A 13,047-nucleotide genomic window follows, 5' to 3' on the forward strand; every position below is an offset into this window, starting at 1 on the left:
TCTCCTCATCCTCAATGGACGCCGGGCCCGCCGTAGCGCACCCGTGCAGCTTCGCGCATGGCGCTGATGAGGGTCTGCTCCGGCGGTGTGGGCACCGTGTCGTTGCGCCACAGAATGCCGATGGACTCCTCGGTGCCTTTCGTCGCGAAGGGCAGGGCGCACAGCGCGCCGTCGGCGAGATCGTCCTGCACGGTGATCTCCGAGGCGATCCATACGATATCGTCGCGCAGCGTCATGGCGCGTGCGAGCGACATCGACAGCAGTTCGGAATAGTCGTTGAGCGTGCCGACGCCGTGCGCGCGCAGAAAGCTGTCCGCCGTGTGACGCAGGATCGTGCCGTGCGGCGGCAACGCCACGTGATAGTTCACGATGTCGGCCATCGACACGCTGCGCTGCTGCACGAGCGGATGCCCGGGGCGCACGACCACGCACAGCGGCGTTGCACACAGATGCTCGAAGGTGAGGCCGGCCATGCCTTCGGGGTCGGACATCCGGCCCAGCGCCAGTGCGACCTGCCCCGATTTCAGTTGTGTGAGCAGTTGCTGATTCGCGCCGGTGTGCACCTGCACGACGATGCCGGGCCATTCGCGTCGAAAGGCTTCGAGAACGCCGGGCATCATTGCCGCGGCCAGCGTGGGAAGTACCGCGATCTCAATCACGCCGCCGGTCTGGCCGACCGCGCGGGACAGCACGTCGATGCCCTGACGCAGTGCGCTCACGCTTGCGCCAGCGTGGCGCAGGAACAGTTCGGCCTGCGCCGTGGGCCGGGCGCCATTGCGGCCCCGGTCGAACAGGTGCACGCCCAGCAGGCCCTCAAGCTCGGCAATCGTCTTGCTTACCGCCGGCTGGGTAATGGACAGCGCTTGGGCTGCGCGCTGCAAGCTGCCGTGCTGGGCGACCGCCAGCAGACATTGCAGATGGCGCAGTTTGATCCGTCCGTCGAGTAGGTGTCTTTCCATGCCGGGAAGTTATGAAAAGCCTAAGAAAATGTCAATAAATATATCCATTGATTATGGATATAGTGTCGAAAACAAGCTGGCGACCGGCCATCGCGCCTGCCAGATCAGTCAACACAAAATGGAGTGAGACCATGTCGAAGACGACGACCGTCCTGCGCCCCCGCGACTGGGATTCCCATCCCAAACTCATCGACAGCGGGTACAAGTCCACGGCGCTGCGCGGCCCCAAACAATGGCTCGTGCCCGTCAAGCAGAACCTCGCGGATCTGCGCTCGCCCGTCTACGGAAACGGCATCATCGGCGCTCTCGACGGCGATCTGACGCGCAATGCGGTGCGCAACGGCGAACCGCTGGGCGAGCGCATGATCGTGACGGGGCGCGTGCTCGACGAAGGCGGCCGTCCGGTGCCGAACACGCTCGTGGAACTCTGGCAAGCCAACGCGTGCGGACGCTACGTTCACAAGGTCGATCAGCACGACGCGCCGCTCGATCCCAACTTCCTCGGTGCGGGCCGCGCGCTCACCGATGCCGAAGGGCGCTACAAATTCCTGACGATCAAGCCGGGCGCGTATCCGTGGAAGAACCACCACAACGCGTGGCGTCCACAGCATTTGCACTTCTCGGTGTTCGGTCATTACTTCGCGACCCGTCTGGTCACGCAGATGTATTTCCCGGGCGACCCGCTGCTCGCCTACGATCCGATCTTCCAGGCCACGCCGGCACAGGCGCGCGAGCGTCTGATCGCGCGCTTCTCGATGGATATCACCGAGCCGGAATACGCACTGGGTTACGAATTCGACATCGTCTTGCGCGGTGCCGACCAAACGCCGATGGAGTCCTGATTCATGTCCCACACTCCCGATCTCAAGCAAACGCCGTCGCAGACCGTCGGACCGTACTTCGCCTACGGCCTGTCGCCGGAGCAGTACCTGTACGACTTCAAGAGCGCATTCACGCCGGTGGCCGCCTCCGATCGCGCCGAAGGCGAGCATATCCGGCTGATCGGCCAGGTGCTCGACGGTGCCGGCCACCCGGTCAACGACGCGCTCATCGAAATCGTGCAGGCCGACGCGCATGGCCGCTATGTCGAAACGGCCGAGGACATCGAGCGCACCGGCTTTGCGGGCGCGGCCCGATGTGGCACGGGCACCGACGCCGAGAACCGCTTTATTATCGAGACGGTCAAGCCGGGCGCGGCTGCGCCGGGCGATGCACCCCGCATCGATGTCATTCTGACGATGCGGGGCTTGCTCAATCACCTGTTTACGCGTATCTATTTCGACGACGAGGCAGCGGCCAATGCGGCGGATCCTGTGCTGCAACAAGTGCCGGCCGAGCGTCGCCACACGCTGATCGCGCGCCGCGAGGTGAGCGGCGCTCGCGTGTCGTACCGGTTCGACATCCGCATGCAGGGCGACGAGGAGACGGTATTCCTCGATCTCTGATGCCGGACATGTAAGGCTGAAACTGGCGCGGCTGCGGGCTGCCGGCATGAAAATGCCGGTGGCCTGCCGCCGTATCCGCATTTTGCAACGCACCAAACGTCGATTCTCCGATGACGGAACTGCTTGACTCCTTGCTGCGCGGCGCTGCCGTGACGGCGCGTTTTTCTCGCGACGCCACGCTTCAGGGCATGCTCGACTTCGAAGTGGCGCTGGCGGCCGCCGAAGCCGAGGCCGGTTTGATTCCGGCTGCCGCCGTCGCCCCGATTACCGCCGCCGCGCGCGCCGGCGAACTCGACTGGACTGCCCTGCGCGACGACGCGGCCTGCGCGGGCAACCTCGCCATCCCTCTGGTCAAGCAACTCACCGCGCGTGTGAAGACGCTCGATGCCGACGCCGCCCGTTTCGTCCATTGGGGCGCGACGAGCCAGGACGCCATCGACACCGGCCTCATGTTGCAGGTGCGCGGCGCGCTCGACGATCTCGGCGCCGATCTCGATGGCCTCATCCACCAGCTCGCGGCGCAAGCGAGACAACATCGTGCGAGCGTGATGATCGGGCGCACGTGGCTCCAGCATGCGTTGCCGATCACGTTCGGCCTGAAGCTCGCGGGCACACTCGACGCGTTGCTGCGCGCGCGGGCCGACCTTGCAGGCGTTCGTGAACAGGCGCTGTACGTGCAGTTCGGCGGCGCGGCGGGCACGCTCGCGTCGCTCGGCGCACAAGGCCCCGAGGTCGCCGCGGCGCTGGCACGCCGTCTCGGTCTGTCGGACGCCGACACGCCCTGGCACGCGCAGCGCGATCGCATCGTACGGGTCGGCAGTTGGGCGGCGTCGCTCACGGGGACCCTCGGCAAGTTCGCTCGCGACACGGCCTTGCTCACGCAAACGGAAGTCGGCGAGATTGCCGAGGCGTCCGGCGCGGGACGTGGCGGTTCGTCGACCATGCCGCACAAGCGCAATCCGGTCGGCTGCGCCGCCATGCTGGCGGCTGCGGCACGCACGCCGCAACTCGTTGCCACGCTGCTCGGGGCCATGCAACAGGACCACGAGCGCGGACTGGGCACGTGGCATGCCGAGTGGGAGACGCTGCCCGAACTGCTGATGCTGTGCGGCGGCGCACTGGCCACGGCGCGTACGCTCGTGCAGGACTGGGCCGTCGACGTGGCGCGCATGCGCGCGAATCTCGACCTCACGCACGGCCTCATCATGGCCGAGGCCGTGACGATGGCGCTCGGCGAGTCGATGGGCAGGCTCGAAGCGCACCGGCGTGTCGAGGCACGTTGCCGCGACGCCATCGCGCAGCAACGTCACCTGCTTGACGTGTTGCGCGAGGACAGCGAGATCACCCGCATTCTGTCCGCGCAGGCGCTCGAACGCCTCACGGACCCCCAACACTACCTTGGCGCCGCCGACACGTTCGTGAGCCGCGTGCTCGCGCTTGCCGACGCTGCGGCGCCTCCCTCACAAACCGGCAGAACATCCCAATGAACGATCAGGAACGCTACGACAACGGCATGCAGGTGCGCCGCAGCGTGCTCGGCGACGCGCACGTGGATCGCACGCTCACGCGCCGCAACGAATTCAACGACGATTTCCAGAACTTCATCACGCGCTTCGCCTGGGGCGATATCTGGACGCGCCCCGGTCTCACGCGTCACATGCGAAGCATGATCACGCTCTCACTGCTCATCGCCCTCAATCGCGGCGACGAATTCCGCATGCACGTGCGCGCCGCGTTCAACAACGGCGTGACGCGCGAAGAGATGAAGGAGCTGTTCATGCACGCGGCGCTGTACGCCGGGCTGCCGGCGGCCAATCAGGCCATTCACGACGCGGAAAAGGTCTTCGCGGAGATGGAAGCCGCCGAACCGGGGTCGACGACGCGCGCTCGCGACGTCCGGCCACACGACACGCAAGGTTAAGGAGGCCGGACTCATGACCGTGGAACGACTGATCGACGTGGGCGACGCCCAGTTGCGTGTGGCCATCGACGGCGACGACGATGCGCCTGCACTCGTCCTTTCCAATTCGCTGGGGACGACGCTCGAGATGTGGGCACCGCAGTTGGCCGCGCTCGCGCGCGAGTTTCGCGTGATTCGTTACGATACGCGCGGCCATGGCGGCTCGTCCGTCACGCCCGGGCCGTACGTCATCGACCAATTGGGGCGCGATGTCGTGGCGCTGCTCGATACGCTCGACATCCAGCGGGCGAGTCTCGCCGGCGTGTCGATGGGCGGCATGACGGGCATGTGGCTGGGCATTCATGCGCCCCGGCGTCTGAACCGTCTCGCCATCGTTTGTTCTTCGGCGCATATCGGGGCCGAAGCGGTGTGGAACGCGAGGATTCAGGCCGTGCTGGCCGAGGGCATGGGCGCAGTGACGGACGCTGTCGTGTCGCGCTGGTTCACGCCGGAGTATGCCGAGCGCGAGGCCGCCACCGTCGAGCGTATGAAAGCGATGTTCCGTTCGCTTGCACCGCAAGGCTATGCGGCGGCGTGCGCTGCCGTGCGCGACATGAATCAGTTGGACGAGATCGCCGCGATCACCGCGCCGACGCTGATCATCACCGGTGCGGGCGATCTGGCGACGCCGCCTGCCATGTCGAGCGCGATGGTCGAGCGGATTCCCGGTGCGACGCAGGTCGTCGTGCCCGGTGCGCATCTGTCGAACATCGAGTGCGCGCCAGCGGTGACGCAGGCGCTGTTGGACTTCCTGAAGGCGTAGTCCGTCCGGCCCGGGGCCCGGTAGCGGGCGTCAGGCGAGGTCTGACACCGGTTCGACCGTTGCGCCCGGGGTGGTCGTTCCGAGCGCAACGGCGCCACCGGGCGCATCGCATCCTGGTGCATCTTCGCCCAGATGCGCGTGCTGCGCCGTTCGCCGGAACGCGGACGGCGTGACGCCGACATGCCGCTTGAATACGCGGCAGAAATACGCGGGGTCCTGAAATCCGAGCTCGTAAGCGACGTGAGACACCGGCGCGGGGATATAGATGAGCTTGCGTCGCGCTTCGAGCATCAACCGGTCCTGCACCAGATCGAACGCCGATTTCCCGGCAATACGACGGCACAGACGATTGAGCTTGCTCTCCGTGACGTGCAGACGTTCGGCATACGCGGGAACGGCCCACGCTTCGGTGTAATGAGTCTCCACCAGCGCCCGAAATCGCGCAAACAGATCCAGTTCGGTGCGTCCCGTGCGCGAGGCCGAATCGTGATGCGCGTGCAGACGGGCGAGCAGCAGCAACACGCTGCGTGTGAGCCACCCCACCATTTCCGCATGCCCCAGCTGGGGGCGCGAGAACTCGTCCATGATGAGCCCGAGCAGCGTGTACAAGCGGTCGCGCGTTTGCGGTGCCTCGGCCAGCGGGAACAGCCACGGTTTGCGCAGCAGCGACGTCATGTCGGCATCCGCGCCGATGGCGGTATCGAACGGCACGCTTTGCGCCATCGTCAGCACGAAGCCGTGGGCGCCGCGCGAGAACCGGAAGTTGTGTACCGCGGACGGGTGCACCGTGATGACCGCCGGTCCTTCGACTTCCCAGGTCGCCTCGTCGACGTTTGCTTCGACCGTCCCCTCGAATATCGCCAGTACCTGAAACAGGCCGAGATGCCGATGCGTATCGATATGCCAGTTGTAGAGGCGGCTGCGTGTCTCGATCCACTCGATATGGACGAAATCGCCGCTGTCGGTTTCCGTTAACTCGCCGTACAACGAGAATTCAGGGATTGTCTCGCGCACCGCGCGCTGCCGGGATGACGCGCCTGACATACTGGTTTTCCCTTGGTCGAAGTTGTCGAAAAAGTACAAGAAAGTTATCGATTCATCCATTCAACGCGACGTGCGCGCTCCATAAGATATGACGCATTCGCCCCTCGTGACAAGGCGTCAAAAACACGATCGACATGCTCGTTTACGCGCAGTCCGCAAGCGGATGCGGCGAGCGTGAAGCATCCAAGAAATGCAATCCGCTCACCTGTCGATACAGACGCGCACATGCCGAACGAGGGCGGCGCCATTACAGGAGACAACCCATGCGCACCCATTATCCCGTCGTCATCGTCGGTGCCGGCCCCGCCGGCCTGCTGCTTTCCCATCTGCTGCATCTCAGGGGCATCGACTCGATCGTGCTCGAATCGCGCTCGCGCGAATCGGTGGAGTCGACCATTCGCGCCGGCGTGCTGGAGCAGGGCACGATGGACATCCTCAACGAGACGGGCGTCGGCGAGCGCATGCGCCGCGAGGGCGCGGTGCACCACGGGGTCGAGCTGGCGTTCGGCGGCCAGCGTCATCGGATCCCGCTCACGGAACTTACCGGCCGCTCCATTACGGTCTATGCGCAGCATGAAGTCATCAAGGATCTGATCGCCGCGCGCGAAGCGGCACAGGGTGAAATTCTGTTCGATGTCGCGAACGTTTCCGTGCACGATGTCGATAGCACCCAACCGAGCGTGCAATTCACGGTGGACGGGCAGACGCGCCGTCTGACGTGCGACTTTATCGCGGGTTGCGACGGCTTTCACGGCGTATGCCGGCCGGCCATGCCGGCGTCGGTGCGCAAGGAGTATCAGCGCGTGTATCCGTTCGGCTGGTTCGGTGTGCTGGTAGAAGCGCCCGCGTCGTCGGACGAACTGATCTACGCGGCGCACGAGCGGGGGTTCGCGCTCATCAGCACGCGCTCGCCGAGCGTGCAGCGCATGTACTTCCAGTGCGACCCCGGCGAGCGTGCCGAGCAATGGAGCGACGCACGCATCTGGGAGGAACTGCACACGCGCACCGAAAGCGGCGACGGCTGGCGTCTCAAGGAGGGGCCGATCTTTCAGAAGAACGTGGTGGCAATGCGCAGCTTCGTTGCCACGCCGATGCAGCACGGTCGCTTGTTTCTCGCGGGTGATGCGGCCCACATCGTGCCACCGACCGGCGCGAAGGGAATGAACCTCGCCGTGGCCGACGTGTGGCGTCTGTCGCGCGCGCTCGACGACTTCTATCGTCGCGACAGTGAAACCGCATTGCAGGGATACTCGGAGGCGGCGCTCAAGCGAATCTGGCGCGCGGAGCACTTCTCATACTGGATGACGCGCCTGCTGCACCGTCTGGACGATACCACGCCGTTCGAGCAGCAGATGCAACGCTCGGAGCTGGAGTACGTGGTCGGTTCGCGCGCCGCGTCGCTGATGCTCGCGGAGAACTACGTCGGCTTGCCGCTCGTCTGAGTTTGCCCTCGCCGACACGCAACCACCGGTGTGCTATAACCGGCCCGGTGGCATATGAACAACGGGGCGCCCGAGCCCCGAGGAGACAGCGTCATGAATCATCCACGCACGGTGGACGTGCCCGCCTATATCAACACACAACCGTTTTCCGGCTATCAATGGCTGGTGCTGACCCTGTGTTTCTTCGTCGTGGCCATCGACGGCTTCGATACCGCGGCGATCGGCTACATTGCGCCGTCGCTGGTCGCGCAGTGGCATATCGACAAGGGCTCGCTCGGTCCGGTGCTGTCGGCGGCGCTGTTCGGTCTGGCGGGCGGGGCAATCTTCGCCGGGCCCATGGCCGACAGGGCCGGTCGCAAGACGGTGCTGGTGCTCTCCGTGGTGTTCTTCGGCGTGGCGAGCCTCGCGACCGCCTTCGCGCAGGATCTCCAGACGCTGACCATACTGCGCTTTCTCACGGGCCTCGGCCTGGGCGCCGCCATGCCGAACGCCGTCACGCTTATCTCCGAGTACGCGCCTGAAGCGCGCCGCGCGGTGATCGTCAACACGATGTTCTGCGGCTTCCCGCTCGGTGCATCGGTCGGTGGCTTCGTGGCGTCGTGGCTGATACCGCACTTCGGCTGGCACAGCGTGCTGGTGCTCGGCGGCGTGCTGCCGCTGGTGCTGTCGGTGCTGCTGATTGCCTGCCTGCCGGAGTCGGTGAAATTTCTTGTGGTGAAGCAAAAGCCGGTGGCGCGCGTGCGTCGCATTCTGTCGCGAATTTCGGGCGAGCCGCTCGACGACGTCGGCACGTTCACAGTCAACGAAGCGGCCCCGAAGCACAACGGGTCGGCCATCGGTGTGGTGCTCTCGAAGCCATACGGCTTCGGTTCGCTGATGCTTTGGGTGACCTACTTCATGGGTCTCGTGATCTTCTATCTGCTCACGAGCTGGATGCCGATTCTGTTCAAGGACGCCGGCTTCACCATCGAGCGCGCGGCTCTCGTTACGGCGCTGTTCCCGCTCGGCGGCGGCATCGGTACGATTCTCTCGGGCTGGCTGATGGACAAGTTCAATGCGCAGAAGGTGGTGGCGCTGGGCTACGCGCTCACCGCGGTGCTGGTGTACGCGGTCGGGCAGGCGATCGGTAACATCGGCATGCTGGTCACGCTGATTTTCCTCGCAGGCACGGCGATGAACGGCGCGCAGTCCTCGATGCCGTCGCTCGCCGCCATGTTCTACCCGACCAACGGTCGCGCCACGGGCGTGGCGTGGATGCTTGGCATCGGCCGTTTCGGCGGTATTGCCGGGGCATTGCTCGGTGCCGAACTGGTGCGCCGTCATCTGGGCTTTTCCGCGACGTTCTCGTTGCTGGCGATTCCGGCAGTGATCGCGACCGTGGCGCTGCTCGCAAAGCATGCGTGGGAGCGCGCTCGGGGCGACCTTCCGGCGCTCAACGCCGGCGAAGCCCGCAATTCCGCCGCCACGCACTGACATGCGGTGCGTCGATCGACGGTAGTTCCGGCGGGTTACGGTACCGGAGGCGGCACCCCGTGCCCCGCGTTTTTCATCGCGATGCGCGGGCGTTCGTCTCAGCGTTCGGCAAGGGCGTCGATCATCGCCATGGCGGCGGCCGGATTACGTTCCTTGAAGCCGCTGATGACATAGAGAAACACATCGCGATGTTCGGCTTTGGGCGGCGCGTCGGCGAGCACGTCGAGATCGCCGGGAACGCCGCCGTCGGCGAACGTTCGCGCGCGTGCGATCCAGTGGGTTATCGCCTTGGGCGCGTAGCCGAGTTTGTAGCGCGCCTCGGTGCCCATCAGGCGCGCATAGACGAACGGCGCGGTGACGTCGGCAATGCACGGGAACCTGGCGTCACCGGCGAGCACGATAGCCATCTCGTACTTGCGCGCCAGCGCAATGAACTCGGGCACCGCAAAACTCTCATGACGCACTTCGAGTGCGTGGCGGATCGCATGTCCGCCTGCCGTCGTGGGCAACAGACTCAGGAAGTGCTCGAAGTCCTGTGCGTCGAATGTCTTCGACGGGGCAAACTGCCAGTTGACCGGGCCGAGCTTGCGGCCCAGTTCCAGCACACCGCTGTCGAAAAACCGCGCGATGGAATCGCCCGCTTCGCCCAGCACACGACGATGCGTGGCATAGCGCGAGGCCTTGACCGAGAACACGAAGTCGTCCGGCGTTTGCGCGAACCAGTTGCGGAACGTCGTGGGCTTTTGCGAGCCGTAGAACGTGCTGTTGATCTCGATGGAGGTGAGGTGCTGGCTGGCGTATTCGAGTTCGCGGTGCCTGGGCCACTTCTCGGGATAGAACGTGCCTTGCCACGGTGCGAAGTTCCAGCCGCCCACACCAATGCGAATGCGCGTGTCCCGCTCGCGCGCTGCCGGGGGGGATGTACGGGGGGATCGGGTCGTCGCCATCGGGCAGTGGCGCACGCGGCGGTGCGCGGTCGGTGGGATCAAGTCCCCGATGGTGGCGCAACGACGTGGCGCGCGTCAACCGTTGTGCACCGACTGTGCACACGGCGCGAACGCGTGCCCTGGACCAACGGCGCGCCGGGTGCTCAGCGGCGCCTGCGCCCCAGATGCAGCATGCGCTCGCGTACCTCCTCTTCCGAGCGCCAATGCTCCGCCGGTTTGACCAGATCGCTGCGGCTGATGATGCCGACAAGCTTGCGCGACGTCGCATCGCTCACCACCGGAAGACGCTCCAGATGATGCGCGGCAAAGCGTGCCGATACGATGCGTCCTGTCTCGGAAGGCAGGGCGACGAGCGGCGGGTTCACGCCGTACAACTGCCGGAGCGTCTGCAGTCCCTGTTCCCGGGCTCGCGTCAGCGCCTGACGATCGACTATGCCGAGCACCGCGTGCGAGGCGTCCACCACCGGGTAGGCGCGATGGCGCTGTCCCATGCCGAACGCCTGACGGGCGGCCTGCTCGATCGACAAATCGCCGCCGAGCGACTCCGGCTCGCGGGTCATCAGTTCGCCCACGTGCAGACGTTCCAGCGGATCGACGCCGTATTCGCGATGGATGTGACGTCCGCGACGGGCGATTTTCTCCGTCATGATGGAGCGCGGCATGATCCGGATGGCGACACCGTAGGACACGCCGCACGTCAACAGCAAGGGCAGCAGGGCATTCACGTCATGCGTGAGACCCAGCGCGAACACGATGGCCGTGAGCGGGGCGCCGAGCACGCCGGCGAGCGTTGCCGCCATGCATACGAGTGCCCACAGCGTGATGTCGCCGCCCGGAAGCATCGGGGCGAGCAAGGTGCCGAGGCCCGCGCCGATCATGAGCAGCGGGGCGAGCACGCCGCCGGACGTGCATGAGCCCAGGGCAATCGCCCAGATGAGCGCCTTGACGAGCAGCAGCGCGAGCGCGGCATGCATCGTGAAGTGACCGGCGAGCAGGTCGGCGATGACGTCGTAGCCCACGCCCAGCGCGCGCGGTTCGAGATAGCCCCCGATGCCGACCGCGAGGCCGCCGATGGCCGGCCACCACATCCAGTGCACCGGGAGTTTGTGGAAGGTGTCTTCGATGGCATACAGCGCCCGCGACATGCCGGCCGAGAGCAGGCCGGCGCACACGCCCGCGATCAGGCAGGAGATCAGCGCAATCGGCGAGACGGCGGGCGTCGTCATCGGGAAAAGGGGGCCGGCTTCGAGCAGCAGTGGACGGGCAAAACCCGCGACGGCGCAGGCGACGATCACCGGCAGCAGACTACGCGGACGCCATTCGAAGAGCAGTAGTTCGACGGCGAGCAGGACCGCCGCAACGGGGGTGCCGAACACGGCCGTCATGCCGGCCGTGGCGCCGGCGACCAGCAGGGTCTTGCGTTCTGCGGCGCTCAGGTGGAAGTACTGTGCGATGAGCGAGCCGATGGCCCCGCCCGTCATGATGATCGGACCCTCGGCGCCGAACGGCCCGCCGCTGCCGATCACGATGCCCGACGAGAGCGGCTTGAGGACGGCCACGCGCGGCGACATCTTGCTCTTGCCGAACAGGATCGCTTCGATGGCTTCGGGAATGCCATGACCGCGAATCTTGTCGCTGCCCAAACGTGCCATCGCGCCAACGATCAGCCCGCCGACGACCGGCAGGGCGATGACCGCGACGCCGAGTGTGTTTTGCGCGGTCGGGCGCGGCGCGAACGAGAGTGTCTGGTAGAAGAACAGGTTGGTGAAGCCCTGAATCAGGTTGAGCAGCAGCCAGGCGGCCGGCACGCCGCACAAGCCGATGATGGCGGCAAGCGCGATGACTCGCGGCAGCCCCGGCGCGCGAGCGAAATCGCGCGCATGTTCGGGCAAGGCCATTGGCGTGTGCGTCGGAGGCGACGCTTGCGCGTGAGTGTTGGGCGGAACGGAAGGCATAACAGTACCGGTGTTACAGATGAACGCCACGAATGTGAAAGATGTCGGCGAAGGTGCTCAACTCGTTGCGATGCTGGGCGGCGAGGTTCGCGAGGCATGCCTCGCCGGCCGGCGACAGATGGATTTCCACCACGCGCCGGTCGCTCTCGTTCTGACGGCGGGTCACAAGCCCGGCCTTCTCGCATCGGGCGACGAGCGCCACCACGCTGTGATGCACCGCCTGAAGCCGTTCGGCCAATTCGCTGATGGACGCCCAGTTACGTCCCGGGATACCTTTGACGTGCAGCAACAACAGGTACTGCTGCGGCGTGATGCCACCTTCGCGCGCGGCGGTCTCGCTTAAATTGAGAAAGCGGCGCAGGCGATAGCGGAATTCGGAGAGCGCTTCGAAATCGCTCTTGGTCAGCGCGTCGGCGCCGATCGGCGTGTGGGCGGCCGGCGAGCCTTGCGGAGTATCCGGCGGTGTCGATGCAGTCATAAGTCGGCAGCTGTGGATATGGGAAAGGTCGGAAAACGGAAAAATATATCATGTCACGATATATTTGATCGTCTTAGGGATACCCGGGGTGACAAATTGCGCGCCTCACGTGCAGAATCGCGAAAAAACGAGACTCAGTAGTGACTGGAAACTCGATCCCCGCCAGGACGCAGCAGTGCCGCAGTACTGTTTGCCGTGAACCGGTGACAGGCGTCTTCCGGGCGGGCCGACCTCTGACAGGGAGGAGACATGGCTTCCACGGTCCGACGCCGCTGGCGTACGGGAACGTTGTTGTTGCTATCGGTGGCACTCGGTTCGACCGTTGCCGCCTATCACTACGCCACCGGTTTCGAGATCGGCGGCGGTGTCTTTGAGCAGATCGGCGTCGGACGTCAGGGCACGGCGTCCGGGCAGGCCGCGCGTGCGCGCGGTACGCCGTCTCGCTGTCCCGCAGGCGATTGCCGCGACGACGGGGCGTCGCCGGCGCGCTGAACGATCAACGTACCTCTTTGCGAAAAAGCGCAGCATTTTCCGATTTCCGCTTCGGACCGGTAACGCGGGCCGACGGACATTGAGCGGCC

13 protein-coding genes are annotated in these 13,047 nt (G+C 65.5%); 8 read left to right on the forward strand and 5 right to left on the reverse strand.

Annotated features, from left to right (window positions below; translation table 11 throughout):
• Positions 1–11 precede the first annotated feature (11 nt).
• Complete coding sequence (gene pcaQ, locus AB870_RS04910; protein ID WP_047907156.1) at positions 12–959, reverse strand: pca operon transcription factor PcaQ; 948 nt, start codon at positions 957–959, stop codon at positions 12–14.
• A gap of 131 nt (positions 960–1,090) precedes the next feature.
• On the opposite strand from pcaQ, the gene pcaH reads away from it, so the two are divergent.
• The 5 genes from pcaH (at position 1,091) to pcaD (ending at position 5,127) form a co-directional block, all read left to right on the forward strand.
• Positions 1,091–1,801 carry a protocatechuate 3,4-dioxygenase subunit beta gene (pcaH, locus tag AB870_RS04915; protein ID WP_047907157.1) on the forward strand — a complete coding sequence of 237 codons (711 nt, stop codon included), beginning with the start codon at positions 1,091–1,093 and terminating at the stop codon, positions 1,799–1,801.
• A 3-nt stretch (positions 1,802–1,804) separates the two neighbouring features.
• A complete protein-coding gene (pcaG, locus tag AB870_RS04920; RefSeq protein ID WP_047907158.1) occupies positions 1,805–2,404 on the forward strand; it encodes a protocatechuate 3,4-dioxygenase subunit alpha in 600 nt (199 codons plus the stop codon).
• Positions 2,405–2,514: 110 nt separating this feature from the next.
• Positions 2,515–3,891 (forward strand): 3-carboxy-cis,cis-muconate cycloisomerase, encoded by a 1,377-nt coding sequence (locus AB870_RS04925; RefSeq protein WP_047907159.1) that lies wholly within the window; start codon positions 2,515–2,517, stop codon positions 3,889–3,891.
• A complete protein-coding gene (pcaC, locus tag AB870_RS04930; RefSeq protein WP_047907160.1) occupies positions 3,888–4,325 on the forward strand; it encodes a 4-carboxymuconolactone decarboxylase in 438 nt (145 codons plus the stop codon). The genes AB870_RS04925 and pcaC overlap by 4 nt, the downstream gene beginning before the upstream one ends.
• A gap of 13 nt (positions 4,326–4,338) precedes the next feature.
• Positions 4,339–5,127 carry a 3-oxoadipate enol-lactonase gene (pcaD, locus tag AB870_RS04935; protein ID WP_047907161.1) on the forward strand — a complete coding sequence of 263 codons (789 nt, stop codon included), beginning with the start codon at positions 4,339–4,341 and terminating at the stop codon, positions 5,125–5,127.
• A 30-nt stretch (positions 5,128–5,157) separates the two neighbouring features.
• Here pcaD and AB870_RS04940 read toward each other — a convergent pair whose 3' ends face one another.
• Positions 5,158–6,171, reverse strand: coding sequence for a helix-turn-helix domain-containing protein (locus AB870_RS04940; RefSeq protein WP_237170053.1), 1,014 nt, complete (start codon positions 6,169–6,171; stop codon positions 5,158–5,160).
• Positions 6,172–6,434: 263 nt separating this feature from the next.
• Here AB870_RS04940 and pobA point away from each other — a divergent pair, with 263 nt between their 5' ends.
• Positions 6,435–7,613: a 4-hydroxybenzoate 3-monooxygenase gene (gene pobA, locus AB870_RS04945; protein ID WP_047907162.1), complete on the forward strand. Its 1,179-nt coding sequence runs from the start codon at positions 6,435–6,437 to the stop codon at positions 7,611–7,613.
• Positions 7,614–7,706: 93 nt separating this feature from the next.
• Positions 7,707–9,086: an MFS transporter gene (locus AB870_RS04950; RefSeq protein WP_047907163.1), complete on the forward strand. Its 1,380-nt coding sequence runs from the start codon at positions 7,707–7,709 to the stop codon at positions 9,084–9,086.
• 98 nt (positions 9,087–9,184) lie between these two features.
• On the opposite strand, the gene AB870_RS04955 is transcribed toward AB870_RS04950, so the two are convergent.
• From AB870_RS04955 to AB870_RS04965, 3 genes are all read right to left on the reverse strand, one after another.
• Positions 9,185–10,033 carry a DUF72 domain-containing protein gene (locus tag AB870_RS04955; protein WP_053059571.1) on the reverse strand — a complete coding sequence of 283 codons (849 nt, stop codon included), beginning with the start codon at positions 10,031–10,033 and terminating at the stop codon, positions 9,185–9,187.
• A 143-nt stretch (positions 10,034–10,176) separates the two neighbouring features.
• Positions 10,177–11,931, reverse strand: coding sequence for a chloride channel protein (locus AB870_RS04960; RefSeq protein WP_047907165.1), 1,755 nt, complete (start codon positions 11,929–11,931; stop codon positions 10,177–10,179).
• A gap of 70 nt (positions 11,932–12,001) precedes the next feature.
• On the reverse strand, positions 12,002–12,466 hold the full coding sequence (locus AB870_RS04965) for a MarR family winged helix-turn-helix transcriptional regulator (protein WP_084663338.1): 465 nt from the start codon (positions 12,464–12,466) through the stop codon (positions 12,002–12,004).
• 249 nt (positions 12,467–12,715) lie between these two features.
• Here AB870_RS04965 and AB870_RS04970 point away from each other — a divergent pair, with 249 nt between their 5' ends.
• A complete protein-coding gene (locus AB870_RS04970) occupies positions 12,716–12,958 on the forward strand; it encodes a hypothetical protein (protein ID WP_047907166.1) in 243 nt (80 codons plus the stop codon).
• Positions 12,959–13,047 lie beyond the last annotated feature (89 nt).

It is taken from the genome of Pandoraea faecigallinarum (assembly GCF_001029105.3).
Lineage (GTDB): Bacteria > Pseudomonadota > Gammaproteobacteria > Burkholderiales > Burkholderiaceae > Pandoraea > Pandoraea faecigallinarum.

Excerpts from the sequence above, each read along its gene's own strand:
- pcaQ (WP_047907156.1), bottom strand. The coding sequence starts at position 959 with ATGGAAAGACACCTACTCGACGGACGGATCAAACTGCGCCATCTGCAA.
- pcaH (WP_047907157.1), top strand. The coding sequence starts at position 1,091 with ATGTCGAAGACGACGACCGTCCTGCGCCCCCGCGACTGGGATTCCCAT.
- pcaG (WP_047907158.1), top strand. The coding sequence starts at position 1,805 with ATGTCCCACACTCCCGATCTCAAGCAAACGCCGTCGCAGACCGTCGGA.
- AB870_RS04925 (WP_047907159.1), top strand. The coding sequence starts at position 2,515 with ATGACGGAACTGCTTGACTCCTTGCTGCGCGGCGCTGCCGTGACGGCG.
- pcaC (WP_047907160.1), top strand. The coding sequence starts at position 3,888 with ATGAACGATCAGGAACGCTACGACAACGGCATGCAGGTGCGCCGCAGC.
- pcaD (WP_047907161.1), top strand. The coding sequence starts at position 4,339 with ATGACCGTGGAACGACTGATCGACGTGGGCGACGCCCAGTTGCGTGTG.
- AB870_RS04940 (WP_237170053.1), bottom strand. The coding sequence starts at position 6,171 with ATGTCAGGCGCGTCATCCCGGCAGCGCGCGGTGCGCGAGACAATCCCT.
- pobA (WP_047907162.1), top strand. The coding sequence starts at position 6,435 with ATGCGCACCCATTATCCCGTCGTCATCGTCGGTGCCGGCCCCGCCGGC.
- AB870_RS04950 (WP_047907163.1), top strand. The coding sequence starts at position 7,707 with ATGAATCATCCACGCACGGTGGACGTGCCCGCCTATATCAACACACAA.
- AB870_RS04955 (WP_053059571.1), bottom strand. The coding sequence starts at position 10,033 with ATGGCGACGACCCGATCCCCCCGTACATCCCCCCCGGCAGCGCGCGAG.
- AB870_RS04960 (WP_047907165.1), bottom strand. The coding sequence starts at position 11,931 with ATGGCCTTGCCCGAACATGCGCGCGATTTCGCTCGCGCGCCGGGGCTG.
- AB870_RS04965 (WP_084663338.1), bottom strand. The coding sequence starts at position 12,466 with ATGACTGCATCGACACCGCCGGATACTCCGCAAGGCTCGCCGGCCGCC.
- AB870_RS04970 (WP_047907166.1), top strand. The coding sequence starts at position 12,716 with ATGGCTTCCACGGTCCGACGCCGCTGGCGTACGGGAACGTTGTTGTTG.